The sequence below is a fragment of the Achromobacter sp. JUb104 genome (assembly GCF_024806975.1).
GTDB lineage: Bacteria > Pseudomonadota > Gammaproteobacteria > Burkholderiales > Burkholderiaceae_B > Achromobacter > Achromobacter spanius.
On record NZ_JANUEY010000002.1, the window covers coordinates 236,882 to 258,318 of the forward strand.

General features: G+C 64.9%; 20 protein-coding genes and 1 pseudogene. 14 read left to right on the plus strand and 7 right to left on the minus strand.

What is annotated here, in order from left to right:
- Positions 1-2 precede the first annotated feature (2 nt).
- The 4 genes and pseudogenes from M2361_RS13020 to M2361_RS13035 form a co-directional block, all read right to left on the minus strand.
- A pseudogene (locus M2361_RS13020) lies at positions 3-1,226 on the minus strand (NAD(P)/FAD-dependent oxidoreductase); the annotation flags it as partial.
- Positions 1,227-1,246: 20 nt separating this feature from the next.
- Entirely contained in the window at positions 1,247-2,125 is an 879-nt protein-coding gene (locus tag M2361_RS13025) for an ABC transporter ATP-binding protein (protein WP_259249545.1), read from the minus strand.
- Positions 2,126-2,129: 4 nt separating this feature from the next.
- Positions 2,130-2,963, minus strand: coding sequence for a nitrate ABC transporter permease (gene ntrB / locus M2361_RS13030; RefSeq protein WP_259249547.1), 834 nt, complete (start codon positions 2,961-2,963; stop codon positions 2,130-2,132).
- A gap of 25 nt (positions 2,964-2,988) precedes the next feature.
- Positions 2,989-4,290 carry a CmpA/NrtA family ABC transporter substrate-binding protein gene (locus M2361_RS13035; protein ID WP_259249550.1) on the minus strand — a complete coding sequence of 434 codons (1,302 nt, stop codon included), beginning with the start codon at positions 4,288-4,290 and terminating at the stop codon, positions 2,989-2,991.
- Positions 4,291-4,683: 393 nt separating this feature from the next.
- On the opposite strand from M2361_RS13035, the gene M2361_RS13040 reads away from it, so the two are divergent.
- Complete coding sequence (locus M2361_RS13040) at positions 4,684-5,265, plus strand: ANTAR domain-containing response regulator (RefSeq protein WP_100854820.1); 582 nt, start codon at positions 4,684-4,686, stop codon at positions 5,263-5,265.
- A gap of 122 nt (positions 5,266-5,387) precedes the next feature.
- Entirely contained in the window at positions 5,388-6,794 is a 1,407-nt protein-coding gene (gene cysG, locus M2361_RS13045) for a siroheme synthase CysG (RefSeq protein ID WP_259249552.1), read from the plus strand.
- A 9-nt stretch (positions 6,795-6,803) separates the two neighbouring features.
- Here the strand turns inward: cysG and upp are convergent, their stop codons facing one another.
- On the minus strand, positions 6,804-7,442 hold the full coding sequence (gene upp, locus M2361_RS13050) for a uracil phosphoribosyltransferase (RefSeq protein WP_100854818.1): 639 nt from the start codon (positions 7,440-7,442) through the stop codon (positions 6,804-6,806).
- Between the two features lie 97 nt (positions 7,443-7,539).
- Positions 7,540-8,988, minus strand: coding sequence for a D-alanyl-D-alanine carboxypeptidase/D-alanyl-D-alanine-endopeptidase (gene dacB / locus M2361_RS13055; RefSeq protein WP_259249557.1), 1,449 nt, complete (start codon positions 8,986-8,988; stop codon positions 7,540-7,542).
- A 183-nt stretch (positions 8,989-9,171) separates the two neighbouring features.
- Between dacB and queA the strand changes: the two genes are divergently transcribed.
- The 9 genes from queA (at position 9,172) to M2361_RS13100 (ending at position 17,323) form a co-directional block, all read left to right on the plus strand.
- Positions 9,172-10,230: a tRNA preQ1(34) S-adenosylmethionine ribosyltransferase-isomerase QueA gene (gene queA, locus M2361_RS13060; protein WP_259249559.1), complete on the plus strand. Its 1,059-nt coding sequence runs from the start codon at positions 9,172-9,174 to the stop codon at positions 10,228-10,230.
- On the plus strand, positions 10,227-11,363 hold the full coding sequence (gene tgt / locus M2361_RS13065) for a tRNA guanosine(34) transglycosylase Tgt (RefSeq protein ID WP_230695261.1): 1,137 nt from the start codon (positions 10,227-10,229) through the stop codon (positions 11,361-11,363). Before queA ends, tgt begins: the two co-directional genes overlap by 4 nt.
- Positions 11,364-11,613: 250 nt before the next feature.
- Positions 11,614-11,958: a preprotein translocase subunit YajC gene (yajC, locus tag M2361_RS13070; protein ID WP_006221220.1), complete on the plus strand. Its 345-nt coding sequence runs from the start codon at positions 11,614-11,616 to the stop codon at positions 11,956-11,958.
- 113 nt (positions 11,959-12,071) lie between these two features.
- The gene (gene secD / locus M2361_RS13075; protein ID WP_259249567.1) at positions 12,072-13,952 is read left to right on the plus strand and encodes a protein translocase subunit SecD; all 1,881 of its coding nucleotides are present in this window, start codon (positions 12,072-12,074) and stop codon (positions 13,950-13,952) included.
- A gap of 55 nt (positions 13,953-14,007) precedes the next feature.
- Positions 14,008-14,943 carry a protein translocase subunit SecF gene (gene secF / locus M2361_RS13080; RefSeq protein ID WP_100854813.1) on the plus strand — a complete coding sequence of 312 codons (936 nt, stop codon included), beginning with the start codon at positions 14,008-14,010 and terminating at the stop codon, positions 14,941-14,943.
- A 178-nt stretch (positions 14,944-15,121) separates the two neighbouring features.
- The gene (locus M2361_RS13085) at positions 15,122-15,490 is read left to right on the plus strand and encodes a type II toxin-antitoxin system RelE/ParE family toxin (protein WP_259249569.1); all 369 of its coding nucleotides are present in this window, start codon (positions 15,122-15,124) and stop codon (positions 15,488-15,490) included.
- The gene (locus M2361_RS13090; RefSeq protein WP_259249572.1) at positions 15,487-15,804 is read left to right on the plus strand and encodes a helix-turn-helix domain-containing protein; all 318 of its coding nucleotides are present in this window, start codon (positions 15,487-15,489) and stop codon (positions 15,802-15,804) included. Before M2361_RS13085 ends, M2361_RS13090 begins: the two co-directional genes overlap by 4 nt.
- Positions 15,805-15,877: 73 nt before the next feature.
- Complete coding sequence (locus tag M2361_RS13095; protein ID WP_259249573.1) at positions 15,878-16,555, plus strand: VOC family protein; 678 nt, start codon at positions 15,878-15,880, stop codon at positions 16,553-16,555.
- A gap of 33 nt (positions 16,556-16,588) precedes the next feature.
- Positions 16,589-17,323, plus strand: a complete 735-nt coding sequence (locus M2361_RS13100; protein WP_259249576.1) for an alanyl-tRNA editing protein — start codon at positions 16,589-16,591, stop codon at positions 17,321-17,323.
- Positions 17,324-17,391: 68 nt separating this feature from the next.
- Here the strand turns inward: M2361_RS13100 and M2361_RS13105 are convergent, their stop codons facing one another.
- On the minus strand, positions 17,392-18,159 hold the full coding sequence (locus M2361_RS13105) for a phosphatase PAP2 family protein (protein WP_259249578.1): 768 nt from the start codon (positions 18,157-18,159) through the stop codon (positions 17,392-17,394).
- A gap of 172 nt (positions 18,160-18,331) precedes the next feature.
- On the opposite strand from M2361_RS13105, the gene miaB reads away from it, so the two are divergent.
- From miaB to ybeY, 3 genes are read left to right on the plus strand one after another with little or no spacing between them, the layout of a single operon-like run.
- A complete protein-coding gene (gene miaB, locus M2361_RS13110; protein WP_259249580.1) occupies positions 18,332-19,783 on the plus strand; it encodes a tRNA (N6-isopentenyl adenosine(37)-C2)-methylthiotransferase MiaB in 1,452 nt (483 codons plus the stop codon).
- Positions 19,780-20,802, plus strand: coding sequence for a PhoH family protein (locus tag M2361_RS13115; protein ID WP_100854808.1), 1,023 nt, complete (start codon positions 19,780-19,782; stop codon positions 20,800-20,802). The genes miaB and M2361_RS13115 overlap by 4 nt, the downstream gene beginning before the upstream one ends.
- Entirely contained in the window at positions 20,792-21,268 is a 477-nt protein-coding gene (gene ybeY, locus M2361_RS13120) for an rRNA maturation RNase YbeY (RefSeq protein ID WP_259249585.1), read from the plus strand. Before M2361_RS13115 ends, ybeY begins: the two co-directional genes overlap by 11 nt.
- The last annotated feature ends 169 nt before the right edge of the window (positions 21,269-21,437 follow it).

Consider the following 21,437-nt stretch of genomic DNA (forward strand, 5'->3'; position numbering starts at 1 on the left):
TATTCGCCCGCCATCAGTTGGTCGCGCAGCGCGCCGATGCCCTGCCCGTCTCGGATCAGCCGCAGATACCAACTGCTGTCGGCCGTGTCGCCATACAGGCATGCGCCCACCAGCGTGTCATCGCGGATCACCAGCTTCTTGTAGACGCCGTCCAACGCGTCGGCCAGCACAATCGTTTCGGTCTGCGCGCCGCCCGTGAAGTCCCCGGCGGAAAACAGGTCGATGCCCGTCACCTTCAATTTCGTGGACGTGATGCTGCCTTCGTATCGGCCGATGCCATGCATGGCCAGATGATTGGCCGCCACCTTCGCTTGCTCGAACAAGGGCGCGACCAGGCCATACGCCGTGCCACGGTGGCTGACGCATTCACCCACCGCGTAGATGCGCGGGTCATAGGTCTGCAAGGTATCGGTCACCACGATGCCGCGATCCACCCGCAAGCCGCAGCTTTCCGCCAACGTCGTGTTCGGCCGCACGCCCACCGCCATCACCACCAGGTCCGCCGGTATCTCTGCGCCATCCGTAAACCGCAGCGCGCGCACGCGCCCATCGTCGCCCGCGACAATCTCGCGCGTCTGGCGTTGCAGCAGAAAAGTCAGGCCCCGCGCTTCCAGGCTGCGCCGCAACAGGGCCGCCGCTTCACGATCCAATTGGCGGTCCAGCAACGCCGCGCCCAAATGCACGACCGATACCTTCATGCCTCGGGCGGCCAGGCCATTGGCCGCTTCCAGCCCCAACAGGCCGCCGCCGATCACCACCGCGTTGCGGTAGCGCGACGACGCCTCGATCATCCGGTTCACGTCGTCGATATCCCGGAAGGCGACCACGCCGTCCAGGTCGTGGCCCGGCACCGGCAGGATGGTCGGGTTCGACCCCGTGGCCAGCAGCAGGCGGTCATACGCGGCTTCGGTGCCATCGTCGCAATGCACGCGGCGGCGCGCCCGGTCCACCCGCGTGACCTTGCGGTTGCACAGCAGCCGGATGCCGTGCCGCGCATACCAGGCTTCATCGTTCAGCACGATGTCCTGCAAGGTCTGTTCCCCGGTCAGCACCGGAGACAGCAGGATGCGGTTGTAGTTGGTGTAGGGCTCGGCGCCGATCACCGTGATGTCGTAGAGCTCGGGCGCCTGCGCCAGCAGTTCTTCCACCGTGCGGATACCGGCCATGCCGTTGCCCACCACCACCAGCTTGGGCTTGGCGCCCGTGTTGCGTGTCGTCGCGCCCATGTGCTCTCCTGTGCCGCCGTTCAGGCGGCGGCCCGGACGGCGTGGTCGGGGGATTCCAAGGCCTCGGCTTCGCGGTCCAGCTCGGCGTTGATGTCAGCGGCGGCTTGCGACCGTTCCGGGTTGCCATGGCGACGATGCAGAAAGTCCACCACCGACGCGCGGCAGGCCAGATACGTGGCGTCGTTGGCCAGCCGCACGCGGTCACGCGGGCGCGGCAAAGGCACGGACAGGATGTCGCCTATGGTTGCGGCCGGGCCATTGGTCAGCATGACGATGCGGTCGGACAGCAGCACGGCCTCGTCCACGTCGTGCGTGACCATGATGGTGGTGGTGCGCGTCTTGGCCACGATCTTCAGCAGCTCGTCTTGCAGATGCGCGCGCGTCAACGCATCCAGCGCGCCGAAGGGTTCGTCCATGAGCAGCACGCCCGGCTCGATGGCCAAGGCGCGCGCGATGCCCACGCGCTGCTTCATGCCGCCCGAAATTTCACGCGGCAGTTTGTTTTGCGCCGGCAGCAGCCCCACCAATTCAAGCGCCGCCCGCGTGCGCTGCTCCAGTTGCGGGCGCTTTTCCTTGGCGCCGAACACGCGCTCCACCGCCAGGTAAACGTTCTGGAAGCACGTAAGCCAAGGCAGTAAAGAATGGTTCTGGAACACCACCGCGCGGTCCGGGCCGGGCCCGGTGATCTCGCGCTCGGCGCACAGCAGCACGCCACGGCTAGGCCGGGTCAGGCCCGCGATCAAATTCAACAAGGTCGATTTGCCGCAACCGGAATGGCCGATCAAGGTAATGAATTCCCCCTGCTCAACCGTCAGGTCGATATCGCGCAGCGCCACGAAGTCGCCCTTGCGGGTGTGGAAGGTCTGGCCCACGTTTTCGATGCGAACGAATTTCTTCATGGCGCTATTCCTCGGTGTAGGTGAAGCGGCGGGCCAGGGCCACCAACAGGGTTTCCAACAGCAAGCCCACAATGCCGATCACAAAAATGGCGATGACGATGTGCTCGACCTTCAGGTTGTTCCATTCATCCCACAGCCAGAAGCCGATACCCGTGCCCCCGGTCAGCATTTCGGCTGCCACGATCACCAGCCAGGCGGTGCCGATGGACAGGCGCACGCCGGTCAACACATAGGGCAGCACGGCGGGCAGCAGCACTTTCGTGGTCAGCTTCCATTCGGACAGGTTCAGCACCCGCGCCACGTTCAGGTAGTCCTGCGGCACGCGCGATACGCCCACGGCGGTGTTGATGATCATCGGCCAGATCGAACAGATGAAAATCGCCCAGATGGCGGCGGGGTTCGCGGCCTTGAACAGCAGCAGCCCCAACGGCAACCACGCCAGCGGCGACACCGGCCGCAACAGGCTGACGATGGGTGAAAACATGGCGTTGATGGCGGCGTAGCGCCCGATGGCGAAGCCGGCAGGAATGCCGATCACCGCCGCCAGGCCAAAGCCGATGGCCACGCGCTCCAGCGAGGCCACCAGGTTCCAGCCGATTCCCTTGTCGTTGGGCCCGTTGTCATAGAACGGATCTGAAAACAGCGTCACGGCGGCATGCCAGGTCACCCCCGGCGTGGGGATTTCCGGGATCTGCATCGCGATCACCTGCCACATCAGCACAAACAACGCGAAGCCGGCCACCGGTCCCGCCACGGTTTTCAGCGCCGATTCCAGTTTCTCGCGGCCAGCGGCGACAAACGCTTCGCCCCGACCCACAGTCGTTACGGTAGAAGTCATAGCAAGCCCTCTTGTGGTTTTCCGGTCAGACCTTGACCTTGAATCCGTCGGCATAGGCCGCCGGGTTGCTGCCGTCCCACTTCACCCCGTCGATCAACGTCGAGGTGCGCGTTTCGCTGGTGGGCAAGGCCACGCCCGCGGCTTGCGCCGCCTGCTTGTAGAGATCGATGCGGTTGATCTGCTTGGCCACCGCGAGGTAGTCGGGGTGCTCTTTCAAGAGGCCCCACCGCTTGTGCTGCGTCAGGAACCACATGCCGTCGCTCAGGTACGGAAAGTTGGCCGACCCGTCGGCGTAGAAGCGCATGGCGTGCTCGTCCGTCCAGGTCTTGCCCAAGCCGTCCTGGTACTTCCCCAGCATGCGGTCCACGATGCCGCTGGCGTCCGTGTTCACATAGGATTTGGCGGCGATGGTTTCAGCCGTCTTCTGGCGGTTGGCAGGCGAGGCGTCGATCCACTTGCCGGCTTCAAGGATGGCGGCGGTAACGGCCCGCGCCGTGTTCGGATTGCGCGACACGAAATCCGCGCTGGTGCCCAGCACCTTCTCGGGATGGTCCTGCCAGATGCCTTGCGAGGTCACCGCGGTGAAACCGATCTTGTCCATGATGGTGCGCGCCCCCCAGGGCTCGCCCACGCAGAAGCCGTCCATATTGCCCACGCGCATGTTCGCCACCATCTGGGGCGGCGGCACGGTGATGACCTTGGCGTCTTTCATCGGGTTGATGCCATAGGCGGCCAGCCAGTAATACAGCCACATGGCGTGCGTGCCAGTCGGAAAGGTCTGCGCGAAGGTGTATTCGCGCTTGTCCGACGCCATCAGCTTGGCCAGCGATTCGCCGTCGCGCGCGCCCTTCTCCAGCACCTTGTTCGATAGCGAGATTGCCTGCCCGTTCTGATTCAGGCTCATCAAGACCGCCATGTCCTTCTTGGGGCCGCCGATGCCCAGGTGCACGCCGTACACCAGCCCATACAGCACGTGCGCCATATCGAGCTCGCCGTTCAGCAGCTTGTCGCGCACGGCGGCCCACGACGCTTCCTTGGACGGCGTGATGGTCACGCCATATTTCTTGTCGATGCCCAGCACCGACGCCATCACCACCGATGCGCAATCGGTCAGCGGAATAAAGCCGATCTTCACCTCGGTCTTTTCCGGCGCGTCCGTGCCGGCCGCCCAGGCGCCGGCGCGCACCAGCGGGTCGACCAAGGACAGCAGGCCGGCGCCCGCCACCGCGCGCGCCGTGCCGCTCAACCACTTGCGGCGGCTGGCATTCGCGCCCGCGTCGGCATGGGGGGCAAGGTCCGATGAGGGGCTACGTGTTACTGGCGTCATGCATGGCTCCTGGCAAAAAAAAACGTCCCGCGCGCCATGGAACCCAGTCCATTGGCGCAGCGGAACGTCGTTGTCCCTTGCCGCGTAGTGCGGCGCGTTGCGTCGGCGACCGCCGTTGGCCGCCCGATATCACTCAAGCAAACGCTGTGCCAGACGCGCAAGAAAATGCCGTGGCCGGGCGGTATGCCGCGCCAGCATTGGCGTTGCGATGAATCATGCGTAGGCGCGCGATGACCGTTGTATTTGCCACGGAACCAAGTTGGTGCGCAATGCGATGCGGCGGCGCACCATCCCTGTGCCGTCCACGCCCTACCCGTGTGCGCGGAAATCCGGCCGCGCGCGCAATCCGGGATGGCATGGAACTTGCATGCACCACGGCATCGGGGGAAACACATGCTGAAGGTCATGCTGCTGAATGATGGCGAGGGACGCGCGGCGTCGCTGCGGCAAACGCTTGCCGCGGCGGGCGTACACGTGGTCTCGGAAGTAGCCCCCGGCACCGACCTGGCCACCGCCATTGCCCAGGCGGCCCCCGATGTGGTGCTGATCGACAGCGACGCCCCCGGGCGCGACACCTTGGAAAACGTCTGTGTGGCCAGTGCGCACAGCGACCGGCCGGTGGTCATGTTCACCGACGACGGCAACCGCGACACCATCCGCACCGCGTTGCGCGCGGGCGTGGCGGCTTATGTGGTGGGCGACGTGCCGGCAACCCGCATCGAACCACTGTTGACGGTGGCGATTGAACGCTTCGCCATGGAAAAGTCGCGGCGCGAGGAACTGCGCGACGCGCAACTGCGGCTGGCCGAGCGCCAGTGGGTGGAAAAGGCCAAGGGCATCCTGATGAAGACGCGCTCGATTCCGGAAGAGGAAGCCCACCGGCTGTTGCGTGATCGCGCCATGCAAAGCCAGAAGCGGCTGGGCGAGGTGGCGCGCGAGGTGGTCGAGATGAGCCAATGGCTGGGCAGCGCCTGACCAAATAAATTCTGGATATAAGTTCTAGATATAAGGATTCAAGAAATCAAAAGTTGTGGGGATGTAAGCCCGTCCCTATCATCGGCTGATATTTTGCCGGGTACGCCCGAGGCGGGCACAAGATGAAGCTTTTCCCGATTTTTGCTGACCTGAAGGGTCGGCGAGTGCTGGTGGTGGGCGGTGGCGCGGTGGCCGAGCGCAAGACGCTCGCGCTATTGGAAGCCATGGCCGATGTGGTCGTGGGCGCGCCGGAACTGACCCCGGCATTGACCGAGCTGGCGGCCCAGGGCCGCGTCCGCCATCTGGCCGGCCGGTTCAACCCCGACTGGCTGAACGAGGTGTGGCTGGTGGTGGCCGCCACGGACGACCGCGACGCCAATGCCGAGGTGTCCGACGCCGCCAGCGCGCGCCGCATATTTGCCAATGTGGTGGACGACCCGGAACTGTCGTCGTTCCAGGTGCCTTCCATTGTTGACCGCTCGCCCGTCATCGTGGCGATCTCGTCGTCGGGCGTGGCGCCCGTGCTGGCGCGCCGCGTGCGCGAGCGCATCGAATCCCTGTTCGACCATACGCTGGGCCAACTGGCCGCGCTGGCCGCGACCTACCGCAAGCGCATCCGCGCCAGCCATCCCGACCTGGGTGCGCGCCGCCGCTTCTACGACTGGCTGCTGGACGGCCCGGTGGCGGGCCTGCTGCGCCAGCAGCAACCCGCGCAGGCCGAAGCCGCACTGACCCAGGCACTGGACGCGCCGCTGGCCCCGGCTGACGGCAGCGTTGTGCTGGTGGGCGCGGGGCCGGGCGACCCCGGCCTGCTGACCCTGAAGGCGCTGCGCGCCTTGAACGAAGCCGACGTCATCCTGTACGACCGCCTGGTGAGCGACGACGTGATGTCGCTGGCGCGCCGCGACGCCGAACGCATTGCCGTGGGCAAGCTGCCCGGTGAAAACCACCACGCTACCCAGGCCCGCATCCATGCCCTGTTGGTGGAACATGCACAAGCCGGCCGCAGGGTGGTGCGCTTGAAAGGTGGCGACGCCTTTATCTTTGGCCGGGGCGGCGAAGAACTGGAGTATCTGCGTGCGCACAAGGTGCGCTTCGAGGTGGTGCCAGGCATCACGGCCGCGCTGGCCTGTGCCGCCTATGCCGGCATTCCGCTGACGCACCGCGAGCATGCGCAGTCGGTGCGGCTGATCACGGCGCACTGCCGTGAAGACGAAGACAACCTGGATTGGCCGGCGCTGGCGCGTGAAAAGCAGACGCTGGCGTTCTATATGGGCGTGGGTCAGCTAGACCTGTTGACCCGCCGCCTGCTGGCACATGGCCGTGCGGCCGACACGCCGTTCGCGCTGATCGAAAACGGCAGCCGGCCGGAACAGCGCGTGCTGTCGGGCACGCTGGAAGCCCTGCCCCGCCTGGCGGCAAAGCACGCCATCCGCTCCCCCGCCCTGTTGATCGTGGGCGAAGTGGCCGGGCTGGCGCCGCGCTTGCAATGGTTCGGCCAGCATATCGAGGGTGATGCCGGCGCGTAGCCGCTTGCCTTAAACCGCCTTCTGCGTCGTGCCGAAAATGCGGTCGCCCGCATCGCCCAGGCCCGGCATGATGTAGCCGTGCTCGTTCAGGCCATCATCGATGGACGCCGTGTAGATATGCACGTCGGGGTGCTTGGCCAGCACGGTGTCGATGCCGACGGGCGCGGCCACCAGCACCAGCGCGCGGATTTCCTTGCAGCCGGCACGCTTGAGCAGATCAATCGCGGCCACCATCGAGCCGCCGGTTGCCAGCATGGGGTCGACGATCAGCGCCAGGCGCTGGTCCAGTTCACCGACCAGGCGTTCCAGGTACGTATGGGCTTCCAGCGTTTCTTCGTTGCGGGCCACGCCCACCACGCTGACCTTGGCTCCGGGAATCAAGCTGAGCACGCCATCCAGCATGCCGATGCCGGCGCGCAAGATGGGCACTACCGTGACTTTCTTGCCGGCGATTTTCTCAACCTGGACTTCGCCACACCAGCCCTGGACGGTGGCGGGCGCCAGCGGCAGGTCCTTGGACGCTTCGTACGTGAGCAACGCGCCCACTTCCTGCGACAACTCCCGGAAGCTCTTGGTGCTGAGGTCGGCGCGACGCATGATCCCGAGCTTATGGCGGATCAGCGGATGGCGGATTTCGTGCACGGGCATGTGCGTAATTCTCCAGAATATTGAAATACAGGGGTTGTCGCCTCAGGCCATTTTCGAGCCATAGCTGAGGATCGTAATCGGTTTGGAAAGAAAAGCCCTATTGTTCTGCTAGCCAGGCGATAAGGGCGTCGTCGAACGCGCGGACGGCACCCGCCTGCTCGTGGTTCACGATGCTGACCACCACGTAGCGCTTGCCGCTGGCGCCCAGCACGTAACCGGCGATCGCGCGCACGTCGCGCAGCGATCCGGTCTTCAGGTGGGCCATGCCCAGCGTGCCATCGCCCTTCAGGCGGCGGCGGACCGTGCCGTCCACCCCGGCGATAGCAAACGATGAAATGTATTCCGGCATGACCGGCGAATTCCACGCCACGGTCAGCATCGACGCCAGGCTGTCGGCCGAGACCCGGGCCTCGCGCGACAGGCCCGCGCCGTTGTCGATGACCAGTTCAGGCATGTCCAGCCCCTGCTTGACCAGCGCGCCCTTGGCCACGGCCTCGCTGCTGGTCACGGTGGCCGGCCGGCGGCCGCGCTCGGCGCCCAAGGTCAGCAGCAGCGTGCGCGCCATGACGTTGTTGCTGCGCTTGTTGATCTGGCGGATCACTTCGGCCAGCGTGGGCGAATCGTGCGAAGCCAGCACCACCGCGTCGGCCGGCACCATGCCGGACTTGACCTGGCCCTTGAAGGTGCCGCCCAGTTCTTTCCACAGCAGGCGGAAGATTTCGGTGGCGTATTCGGGCTGCGACAAGGCCAGGCGATACAGGCTGAATTCCCCGCACGAACCCGCCACCTTGCCGCCCAAGCGGATCGTGACGCCCTGCTGGGTGATCAGCGGTTCCGTCGTCACAACCGGGGGGCCAGGGCAACGGATGTCGCTCCATTCCACGCTGCCCTCAAGCTTCAAGCCCGGCAGGGGCGGGTCGATCAGCGGCACCCATTTGTGCGCGGCCGGGTCTGGCGTGAACAACAGACGCTGCGCGCCAAAGCCCACCATCAGCGCATCGGGGCTGGCGTTGTAGGCACGGTCGGGCGCGCCGTCGAAGGCGCCGGGGTCGATGGCGACCTGGCCGAAGATGCTGCGGTCGATGATCAAGTCATTGATCTGCTTGACCCCGCGCAGGCGCAATTCGCGCAACAGGGCCCACAGGTCTTGCATCAAAAATTGGGGGTCACCGCCCGCCCGCAGATACAGGGGGCCGGCCAGCACGCCACGCGCGTCGGGCCGGGCGCCCGGCGCGGTCATGAACTCAGTGCGCCAGACGTAATTAGGGCCAAGTTCGGACAGCGCGGCCCAGGTCGTGACCAGCTTCATCACCGACGCGGGGTTGCGGGGTTCCTTGGCGTTCAGGGCCACCATGCGCGGCCCGCCCAGTTCCTGCACCACTAGCGACAGCGAACTGTCGGGCAATTTGGTGGCCTTCCACGCCTTGATGACGTCGGGCGGCAAGCCCTGGACCTGCGCAAAGGCGGCGCCCGCCGACAAGGCCAGCAGCCCGCCGGCCAGCCATTGCCAGAGCCCGCCCACCCGCTTCTTCGCTTGTCCCGTCATGCGCTGTCCACCTTGTTGCCCGTCCTGCAAAACCGAGAGCATACAAAACCTGCGACGGTTACGGGCGCCCCTGTGTTCCGGCCCTGATAACCTTCGCCTTTACAATAGCCGGTTGCCCCGAGCCCGCCCGGCTGGCCCAGCCCTCGTTTTCCGGGCCGCCCTCACTGACAGACAGATATCCGCGTGACCCAGTCCCTGACCGTTTCCGATTTCAATTACGAGCTGCCGCCCGAGCTTATCGCGCAAACGCCCGCCGCCCAGCGCACGGGCAGCCGCCTGCTGCACCTGGACGCCGCCGGCCAATTGCACGACCGCCAGTTCGCCGACCTGATCGGCCTGCTGCGCCCCAACGACCTGCTGGTGTTCAACGACACCCGCGTCATCAAGGCGCGCCTGGCAGGCCACAAGATTACCGGCGGCAAGGTCGAGGTACTGGTGGAACGCATCACCGAATCCGACCGCGTCCTGGCCCACGTGCGCGCCAGCAAATCGCCCGGACCGGGCATGGTGCTGCGCCTGGCCGAGGCCTTCGAGGCCACGGTGCTGGGCCGCGAAGGCGAACTCTTCGACATCCGCTTCCCCGGCCCCGTGCTGGACTTGCTGGACGCCCATGGCGCCACCCCGCTGCCGCCCTACATCACGCACGCGGCCGACGCGGGCGACGACGATCGCTATCAAACCGTCTATGCCCGCGAACCCGGCGCGGTCGCCGCCCCCACGGCCGGCCTGCACTTTGACCAGCCCACGCTGGACCGCCTGGCCGACCTGGGTATCGAGCGCGCTTTTGTCACGCTGCACGTCGGCGCGGGCACGTTCCAGCCGGTGCGGGTCGACAACCTGGCCGACCACATCATGCACGCCGAATGGTTCACGGTGCCCCAGGCCACGGTGGACGCCATTGCCGCTACCCGCGCCAAGGGCGGCCGCGTCATTGCCGTGGGCACCACCAGCGTGCGCGCGCTGGAATCCGCCGCCGCGCAGACCGAAGGCCGCACGGCGCCCGGCCTGCCCCTGGCCGCCGCCCAGGGCGACACCCGCCTGTTCATCACGCCTGGCTACCAGTACCGCGTCGTGGACGCCCTGGTCACCAACTTCCACCTTCCCCAGTCGACCCTGCTGATGCTGGTGTCGGCGCTGGCCGGCGTTGAGCCGATCCGCCGCGCCTACGCCCACGCGGTAGCCCAGCGCTACCGCTTCTTCAGCTATGGCGACGCCATGTTTATCGAGTCTTCCGCCCCATGACCGGTCTGAATTTTGAACTGCTCGCCACTGACGGCGGCGCCCGCCGCGGCCGCATCACGCTGAACCACGGCGTGGTCGAGACGCCCATCTTCATGCCCGTGGGCACCTATGGCAGCGTCAAGGCCATGATGCCGCACGAGCTGAAAGAGATCGGCTCGCAGATCGTGCTGGGCAACACGTTCCACCTGTGGCTGCGCCCGGGCACGGACATCATGGAAAAGCACGGTGGCCTGCATGGCTTCATGCAGTGGGACAAGCCCATCCTGACCGACTCGGGCGGCTTCCAGGTGTTCAGCCTGCAGGGCATGCGCAAGATCACAGAGGAAGGCGTGAAGTTTGCGTCGCCCATCGACGGCGCGCGCCTGTTCCTGACGCCCGAAGAATCCATGCGCATCCAGCGTTCGCTGAATTCCGATATCGTCATGGTGTTCGACGAGTGCACGCCGTATGAAATCGACGGCCGCCCCGCCACCGTTGAAGAAGCCGCGCGCTCGATGCGCATGTCCTTGCGCTGGGCGCGCCGCTCGCGCGACGAATTCGACCGCCTGGGCAACCCGAACGCGCTGTTCGGCATCGTCCAGGGCGGCATGTATGAATCGCTGCGCGACGAATCCCTGGCGGGCCTGCAGGACATCGGCTTCCATGGTTACGCCATCGGCGGGCTGTCGGTAGGCGAGCCCAAGGAAGACATGATGCGCATCCTGGCGCACGTCACCCCCAAGCTGCCGGCCCAGGCGCCGCGCTACCTGATGGGCGTGGGCACGCCGGAAGACCTGGTCGAGGGCGTGAGCCGTGGCGTGGACATGTTCGACTGCGTCATGCCGACCCGCAACGCGCGCAACGGCTGGCTGTTCACCCGCTTTGGCGACGTCAAGATCCGCAACGCCAAGTACCGCGACGACACCCGCCCGCTGGACCCCAGTTGCACCTGCCACACCTGCGGCAACTTCTCGCGCGCCTACCTGCACCACCTGCAACGGGCCAACGAGATCACCGGCGCGCGCCTGAACACGCTGCACAATCTGCATTTCTATCTGACTATCATGAAGGAAATGCGCGAAGCCATCGCCGAAGGCCGTTTCGACGCCTGGCGCGCGCAGTTCGCCGCGGACCGCGCCCGCGGCATTGAATAGCGGGCCTTTTTTTGCCCGGGGGACTTTTCTATTGGGGTTTTGCCCCCATAGATTGGGATCCCCCCCTAGTGAAAGGCCGGCAATAAGATGGATACAATAGCCGGCTTGCCCTATCCATGGCTCGCGCGGGGATGGGCGCATAACAAGACAGCTAGTGGGTATGGCGATGTTTCGTAGTTACATAGAGAACTCGGGCATGGCCGTCCGTAGCAACAAACAACCCAAACAGACTTAAACGCAGGAGAATTCAATGTCCGTTATCGATACCGCAAGCCTCGTCGTGGCCCAAGCCGCCGCCCCTGAAGGTAATGCGCTGATGGGCATGTTGCCCATCGTCCTGATGTTCGTGATCCTCTACTTCCTGATGATCCGCCCGCAGATGAAGCGTCAGAAGGAACACCGCAACCTGATCGCCGCCCTGGCCAAGGGTGACGAAGTAGTCACCGCCGGCGGCATGCTGGGCAAGGTCACCAAGGTCAATGACAGCTACGTGACTGTTGAAGTGTCCGAACTGGCCGACAAGCCCGTCGAAGTGATCATGCAGAAGTCGTCGGTTTCGACCGTGCTTCCTAAAGGAACCATCAAGGCCCTTTAAGCGTCTAATAGGAGCCCCATCGGGCTCTTCTTACGTTTGATGGGACCCACCGCCGCCCGCAGCGTTTATCGCCCGGGCGGCCCTTTTATCACCCTGACATGAAGTAGCCGGCAATGAACCGCTATCCCCTCTGGAAGTACATTACGGTCCTGATCGCGGTCATCATTGGCCTGCTGTACACGCTTCCCAATTTCTACGGCGAGTCCCCCGCGGTCCAGGTTTCCAGCGCCAAGGCCACCATCAAGGTGGATCCGGCCATGCTGAACCGGGTCGAACAAATCCTGACTGACGCCAAGATCCCGAACGAAGGCGTCTTCTACGAACAAAACGGCACGCTCGGCACCGTGCGCGCCCGCTTCACGTCAACCGACCTGCAACTGCAGGCCCGTGACCTGATCGAAAAATCCCTGAACACCGTCGCCGACGACCCGCAATACACCGTGGCGCTGAACCTGTTGCCTGCGTCGCCTCCCTGGATGCGCGCCATGGGCTGGTTTGCCCCCAAGCCCATGTACCTGGGCCTGGACTTGCGCGGCGGCGTGCACTTCCTGCTGCAAGTCGACATGCAGGGCGCGCTGACTGCCCGCTACGACTCGCTGGCCGCCGACGTGCGTTCCGTGCTGCGTGACCAGAAGGTCAACGTGGCCGGCGTTGAACGCTCGGGCATGGGCGTTGCCGCCACGTTCGCCAATAACGACGACCGCGACCGCGCCATCGCAACCCTGCGTACCCGCCTGCCCGACCTGGAATTCGCGGAACGCGAAGAAGGCGGCAAGCCCCTGCTGATCGGCGCGCTGAATCCGGCCGCCGTCCAGCGCGTGCAAGACTCCGCGCTGAAGCAGAACATCAACACCCTGCACAACCGCATCAACGAACTGGGCGTGGCCGAACCGGTCATCCAGCAACAGGGTGCGGACCGCATCGTGGTGCAACTGCCCGGCGTGCAAGACGTGGCCAAGGCCAAGGAACTGCTGGGCCGCACCGCCACGCTGGAAATCCGCATGGTCGACGACTCCCCCACCGCGCAAGGCGCGCTGCTGGGCGGCACCGTGCCTTTCGGCCTGGAACGCTACAACGACCGCGACGGCCGCCCGATCCTGGTTCGCCGCCAAGTGGTGCTGACGGGTGAAAACCTGCAAGACGCCCAACCCGGCCGCGACTCGCAAACCCAGCAAGCCGCCGTCCACCTGACGCTGGATTCCAAGGGCGCGCGTATTTTCCGCGACGTCACCCGCGACAACATCGGCAAGCGCATGGCCATCCTGCTGTTTGAAAACGGCAAGGGCGAAGTGGTCACGGCGCCGGTCATCCGCAGCGAAATCGCGGGCGGCCAGGTGCAGATCTCGGGCAGCATGAGCTCCGAAGAAGCCGCCGACACCGCGCTGCTGCTGCGCGCGGGCGCGCTGGCCGCGCCGATGTCCATCATTGAAGAACGCACCATCGGCCCGAGCCTGGGCGCCGACAACATCTCGAAGGGTTTCCATTCGACGCTGTACGGCTTCCTGGCCATTGCCGCCTTCATCATCGTGTACTACCGCCTGTTCGGCGTGTTCTCCACGGTGGGCCTGACGTTGAACGTGCTGCTGCTGCTGGCGCTCTTGTCCATGCTGCAAGCCACGCTGACCTTGCCCGGTATCGCCGCTATCGCGCTGACCCTGGGCATGGCCATTGACTCGAACGTGCTGATCAACGAGCGGATACGCGAAGAACTGCGCGCCGGGGCTTCCCCGCAGCAGGCCATCCACCAAGGTTTCGAACGCGCCTGGGGCACGATTCTTGACTCGAACCTCACGACGCTCATCGTCGGCCTGGCGCTGCTGGCCTTCGGCTCGGGCCCGATCCGGGGCTTCGCGGTGGTGCACTGCCTGGGCATCCTGACGTCCATGTTCTCGTCGGTGGTGGGCGTGCGCGCCCTGGCCAACCTGTACTACGGCCGCAAGAAGAAGCTCACCACGATCTCCATCGGCGAAGTCTGGAAACCGAAGGCAAACTGACAATAAGGCGGGTGGCGCATAGCCATCCGCCGTAGAAAAGAACCGAAGGCGAAAAATGGAATTCTTCCGTATTCACCGCACCATCCCGTTCATGCGCCACGCATTGGTGCTGAACATCATCAGTCTCGTCACGTTCGTCCTGGCGGTCTTCTTCATCGTCACGCGCGGCTTTCACCTGTCGATCGAATTCACCGGCGGCACGGTCATGGAAGTCAACTACGCCCAGACGGCGCAGCTTGAAAACGTGCGCGGCGTGGTGTCCAAGCTGGGCTACACCGACTTCCAGGTGCAGAACTTCGGCACCTCGCACGACGTCATGATCCGCCTGCCGCTGCAGGAAGGCCAAACGTCCGCCACCCAAAGCGAAAGCGTGCTGGCCGCCTTGAAGGCAGCAGACTCCGGCGTGGAACTGCGCCGCGTGGAATTCGTCGGGCCGCAGATCGGCCAGGAGCTTCTGCACAACGGCTTGATGGCCTTGCTGGTGGTGGTCATCGGCATCATGGTGTACCTGGGCTTTCGCTTCGAATGGAAGTTCGCCGTCGCCGGCGTGATCGCCAACCTGCACGACGTGGTGATCATCCTGGGCTTCTTCGCGTTCTTCCAGTGGGAATTCTCGCTGGCGGTGCTGGCGGGCGTGCTGGCGGTGCTGGGCTACTCCGTGAACGAATCGGTCGTCATCATGGACCGGATCCGCGAGAACTTCCGCAAGTACCGCAAGGCCGACGTCACCGAAGTCATCAACAGCGCCATCACCCAGACCATCTCGCGAACCATCATTACCCACGGTTCCACGCAGATGATGGTGCTGGCCATGCTGTTCTTCGGCGGCCCCACCCTGCACTACTTCGCCATGGCGCTCACCATCGGCATCTGGTTCGGCATCTATTCGTCGGTGTTCGTCGCCGCCGCGCTGGCCATGTGGATGGGCGTCAAGCGCGAAGACCTGATCAAGCCGGTCAAGAAGGAAGGCGAGGAAGGCGAAGTCGCCTGATCCTCCAAGGCTCCAGACAAAAACCCGTCGCTCGCGCGACGGGTTTTTTGCTTTCTGCATCCAAGGTTTCCGACCGAAGCGCTTCGGTCCCTACGAATAGCCGTCTTGGTCCGATGCGTCTACCTTTGCCGTTCTCGCCGCAAGGCGTATTGACATATATATCCGAACAGGTATATTCATGCAAACGGACATCCCCAAGACCCTGTATTGGGAAGGCTCTTCCAAAAAGGACTTCAAGGCATTTCCTCGCCCTGTCCAAAAGAGCATGGGAATGCGTCTGTTCGTTGTGCAGTCGGGCGGGTGGCCCGATTCGGCCAAAGCCTGGAAAGGGCTGGGTTCCGGCATTTATGAACTTATCGACGACGAACAGGGCGACACGTATCGCGCGGTGTACGCACTACAGATCGGCAACGCCGTCCATGTGCTGCATGCATTCCAGAAGAAGTCCAAATCAGGGATGAGCACGCCTCGACCTGACATCGAGGTAATACGCAAACGGCTGAAACAGGTACTGGCCCGCCACGGCCCAATAAGGAACGCTCCATGACTCAAGCCTCAAACCCTGGCACCAAGAACGTCCTCTACGACCTCGGTTTTGAAGACGCCGCCGACCTTACCGCCAAAGTGCAATTGGCCATGAAGCTCAACGACTTGATCGATAAGCGCGGACTGAATCAGACCGACGTCGCCACACTGACCGGCATGACGCAGCCCAAGGTCTCTCAAATTCGCCGCTACAAATTGCTGAACATCTCGCTGGAACGGCTCATGCAAGCCCTGGTTGCCCTGGATCAGCATGTTGAAATCCGGGTGCGCAAAGCGCGCCAATCCGACACGGCCGGCATTACCGTCACGGCCTGATCCGCACTGTACCGTCTGCTCTCGTCATGCTGTACGGGTACGAATCCTTCCGCATTCGCTACCATAGACCACCATGAAACTCACCATCGATCATCTCGTCATCGCCGCGGCGGACCTTGCCAGCGGTACCGAATATGTCGCGGGCCTGCTGGGCATTGCGCCCCAGGGCGGCGGCGCGCATCCGCGCATGGGCACCCACAACCGCGTGCTGGGCATGGCGGACGGTGTGTATCTGGAGGTCATCGCGATTGATCCCGATGCGCCCGCGCCCGAGCGCCCCCGCTGGTTCGGACTGGACCAGGGCGACATGCGCGCGCGGCTGGAACAGGGGCCTTTCCTGGCGCACTGGGCCGCGCGGGTGGAAGCGCCGTTGGACCTGACCCGCATGCAGGCTGAACACCCCGAACGCATCGCCCCCGTCATCCCCATGACGCGCGGTGATCTCCGTTGGCGCCTGACGGTGCCGGACGACGGCAGCCTGCCCGCCTGGCGCGAAGCGGGCCACATGGCGGGCGACGGCCTGCTGCCGACGCTGATCCAATGGGACGTGGACGCCTACCCCGGCGTCAGCCTGCCGCGCCAACCCTTGAAGCTGGTGCGCCTGACCGGTTGCCATCCGCAGGCGGGCCTGCTGCGCCAAGGGCTGACCTGGATGGGGGCCGACACCCTGATCGACCTGGAACAAACCGACGGGCAACCGCGCCTGACCGCGCTGATCGACACGCCGCAAGGGCAGAAGACCCTGGCGTAACGCGCCCCCGCCCCTTACAAACCGGAGACCCGCATGACCGCAACCCGCATCACCGCCACCCGCAAACGTTTCGACGACGAGCCCTATCTGGACCAGTGCGACGCCACCATCATTGCCGTCACCCCTGAAGGCGTCGAGCTGGACGAAACCATCTGCTATGCGCGCAGCGGTGGCCAGGCCGGCGACAGCGGCACGCTGACCCTGTCCGATGGGCGGGTGCTGCCCTTGGCGGACACGGTCTACGCAGACGACCGCCAGCGCATCCTGCACGTGCTGGCCCTGCCAGAGGGCGAGGCGGCCCCGCAAGTGGGCGACCGCGTCACCGTGGCCATCGACTGGCCGCGCCGCCATCGCCTGATGCGCCTGCACACCTGCCTGCACTTGCTGGGTGCCTTGGTGCCCGCGCCGGTGACCGGATGCAGCATCTCGCCCGACTCCGCGCGCATCGATTTCGACCTGCCCGAATCCACCCTGGAAAAAGGCGAACTGACCGAGCGCCTGAACGCACTGATCAACCGCGGTCTTGACGTTGCCGTGAACGGCATCACGCCCGAAGAACTGGCCGCGCAGCCCGACCTGGTGCGTACCATCGGCGCGGCGCCGCCGGCCGGCACGGCCAAGATCCGCATCATCGACATCCCGGGCGTGGACCGCCAGCCCTGTGGCGGCACGCATGTGCGCAACACCAGCGAAATCGGTGCGGTGGCCATCGCCAAGATTGAAAAGAAAAGCCGCACGAACCGCCGCGTGGTCGTCAATTTCGCCTGACACCGCGCAATGAAAAAAAGGCCGCGATGATCACCATCGCGGCCTTTTTTTTTGTCCCACACGCAGGCTTACGCCTTCTTCCACCAGCGCCACGGCGCGCGCAGTGGCCATTGGTACTGGCTGCCCAGTACGCGCGGCGCCAGCATGTGTCCCACCACGAAGGCGATGCCGGCCGCGGTCATCACGTCCGACAGGTAGTGGTCCAGGTTGACCAGGCGGCTCATTGCCACCAGCACGGCCAACAGATAAAAGACCGCGCGCCAGCGCGGCGCCAGGATAGCCAGCACGACGGCCACGGCGAAGGCCGCATAGGTGTGGCTGGACGGGAAGGAATTGAACTGCTGCGCGCGCGAAAAGGATTCGCCCAGGCCGTAGATGCCCTTCTCGAAAAACAACTCGGGACGCGCCCGCGCCACCGAGCGTTTCAGCAAAAGCACAATCAGGCCGCCCACCGCCAAGGTGGACAGCATCAGCAGGCTGCCGCGCGCCATGCTGGCGTAGCTCATGCGCAGCGGGTTGCTCCAGCCGCGTGCCAGGCCAATCAGGCCCACAACGTAAAACGCCAGCGCCACGCCGATGTACGGGCCGCTTTCGCCCAATTCCCCGATCCATTCAAAGGACAGGTTCACGCCGTCGGACACGGACCGCTGGATCCAGATGGCCAGCGGCAGATCGATCCAGCGCGCGCAGGCGCCGGCCACCAGCGCCAACACCCCGGCAAGCAGCAACCACGTCACTAAGGAAACAGGGTGGCGGATCGGGTTCTGCGGGGACAGGCCGGGCGCGGCAGGGGCCACGGAAACGGCGGCCTGGGGCGTCAGGGGATCGGGATTCATCGGTAACGCTCAAGGAGAATAAGAAATATTACTGTCGGCTGAAACACAACCGGCTCGCTATCGTAACGGCACCCGCACGCCCAGCAAAGAAACAATTTCCACGCAAGGGTTAAAATTCCGCCTTTCCACCTCATTGAAGCCCCCGGGATCTACACCCGTCACGGCGACCAACATGCAAGCTACCTCCCTCAAGCGCGGCAACGCGCCCGGCGACGGCACCCCCGCCGCGCCCGTTCTTGACACCCCCGCCGCTGACGCCGGCACCGGTTCCCCCCGCAAGCTGTACATCCGCACCTTCGGCTGCCAGATGAACGAGTACGACTCGGACAAGATGGCCGACGTGCTGCGCGGAGACCAGGGCCTGGAACTGACCGACAACCCGGAAGAGGCCGACGTCATCCTGTTCAACACCTGTTCGGTGCGTGAAAAGGCGCAGGAAAAAGTGTTTTCGGACCTGGGCCGGGTGCAGCACCTGAAGAAGACCAATCCGAACCTGGTGATCGGCGTGGGCGGCTGCGTGGCCAGCCAGGAAGGCGCCGCCATCGTCAAGCGCGCCCCGTACGTGGACGTGGTGTTCGGGCCGCAGACCCTGCACCGCCTGCCCGACCTGATCGCGCGCCGCCGTGCCGAAGGCCGCTCGCAGGTGGACATCAGCTTTCCGGAAATCGAAAAGTTCGACAATATGCCGCCCCCGCGCGTTGATGGCGCCACGGCGTTCGTGTCCATCATGGAAGGCTGTAGCAAGTACTGCAGCTTCTGCGTCGTGCCTTACACGCGCGGCGAGGAAGTCTCGCGCCCGTTCGAGGACGTGCTGATCGAAGTGGCCGACCTGGCCGACCAGGGCGTGAAGGAAGTGACGCTGCTGGGCCAGAACGTGAACGCCTATCGCGGCAAGATGGAAGGCTCGGACGAGATCGCCGACTTCGCCATGCTGCTGGAATACGTGCACGAAATTCCCGGCATCGAGCGCATCCGCTACACGACCTCGCACCCCAAGGAAATGACCCAGCGCATGGTGGACGCCTACGCCCGCCTGCCCAAGCTGGTGTCGTTTTTGCACCTGCCCGTGCAAGCCGGCAGCGACCGCGTGCTGGCCGGCATGAAGCGCGGCTACACCACGCTGGAATTCAAGTCGGTGGTGCGGCGCCTGCGCGCGGCGCGCCCTGACCTGACCCTGTCGTCGGACTTCATCGTGGGCTTTCCCGGCGAAACCGAAGAAGACTTCGAAAAGACCATGAAGCTGATCGAGGACGTCGGTTTCGACACCTCGTTCTCGTTCGTCTACTCGCGCCGCCCGGGCACGCCCGCCGCCGACCTGACGGACGACACGCCGCAAGACGTGAAACTGCGCCGCCTGCAGCGCCTGCAAGCGTTGATCAACGAGCAGGCGGCCACCATCGCCCGCAACATGGTCGGCACCCGCCAGCGCCTGCTGGTCGAAGGCCCCTCGCGCCGCGACCCCAACGAGCTGATGGGCCGCACCGAGAACAACCGCATCGTGAATTTCGCCGCGCCCGCGCGGCTCATCGGACAAATGGTCGACGTCATCATCACCGAAGCGCACACGAATTCGTTGCGCGCCCGGGTGGCCGATGTGGACCGCGTTCCCCAAGAGGCCGAATGACCACTCCCCGTTCCCGCGCCCGTCGCAGCATGCCCGCCGTCGTCAATCTGGACGGCGACAACACCCACCTGGCCAACCTGTGCGGCCCGCTGGACGAAAATTTGCGTCAGCTTGCCGATGGCATGGAAGTGAAGCTTTCGCGCCGCGGCAGCCGCGTCACCATCGAAGGCGAACGGGCTGAACTGGCCGGCCGCGTGCTGCGGCGCTTTCACGAACAGGCCGTGCACCGCGCACTGTCGGTGGACGACATCCAGCTGGGCCTGGTCGAAATCGGCGTTGGCCGCCAGGAAGACAAGCAGGAAGCCCAGGCCCCCGAAGCCGACCCGCTGCCCGCCCTGGACGACGAAAGCGACAGCATCGCGCTGCGCACCAAGCGCAGCGACCTGCGCCCTCGCACGCCGCGCCAGCGCGACTACCTGAACAACATCCTGAAGCACGACATCACGTTCGGCGTTGGCCCGGCCGGCACCGGCAAGACCTGGCTGGCGGTGGCTTGCGCCATCGACGCCATGGAACGCGACACCGTGCAGCGCCTGGTGCTGACCCGCCCCGCCGTCGAAGCCGGCGAACGCCTGGGCTTCCTGCCCGGCGACCTGGCCCAGAAGGTGGACCCGTATCTGCGCCCGCTATACGACGCGCTGTACGACCTGATGGGCTTCGAGAAGGTGCAGCGCCTGTTTGAAAAGCAGACCATCGAAATCGCGCCGCTGGCCTACATGCGCGGCCGCACGCTGAACCACGCCTTCGTCATCCTGGATGAAGCGCAGAACACCACGCCGGAACAAATGAAAATGTTCCTGACGCGGATCGGCTTCGGCAGCAAGGCCGTCATTACCGGCGACCCGTCGCAGGTGGACCTTCCGCGCGGTCAGGACAGCGGTCTGGCCCACGCAGTCAAGGTGCTTGAAGACGTGCAAGGCATCGCCACCACCCGCTTTACCAGCCGCGACGTCGTGCGCCACCCCCTGGTGGCCCGCATCGTCGACGCTTACGACCGCGCCTCTGAAAATGAAGCCTGATCTGTCCCTGTCCGTGCAATACGGGGTGGAAGAGCCGCGCCTGCCCCGCTGGCGCCTGCGCCGGTGGGCCGAGCGCGCGCTGGCGGCCGCCGCCGAAGATGGCCTGGTGGATTTCTCGGCCGCCGAACTCAGCCTGCGCCTGGTCGGCGCGGCCGAGGGCCGCCGCCTGAACCGCGACTTCCGCGAACGCGACTACGCCACCAACGTGCTCACGTTCGAGTACGGCGTGGACCCCGTGGGCGTGGCGCGTGGCGATATCGTGATGTGCGTGCCCGTGCTGGTGCGCGAGGCCCGTGAGCAGCGCAAGCCGCTGCTTGAACACGCCGCCCACCTGACCATCCATGGCGTGCTGCATTCGCTGGGCTACGACCACATCAAGGCGCGCGACGCCAAGCGCATGGAAGCGCTGGAGACGGCCACGCTGGCGCAGATGGGCATCAACGACCCGTACGTCGTGGTCGACTAAAGTCGATAGCCGCGAGATCAACGCGTCAGTCATGCAGGTTCAACGTGGACCCGGAGGTCCGGGTCTACCCCTACGAATCTTATGAAAATGGCGGCCAGCAAGGCGCAGATGCCGTTGTTTGGCCCCATTTTCGGGGCCGTCGTAACAAAAGGCGGTTCAGTTTCGGTTA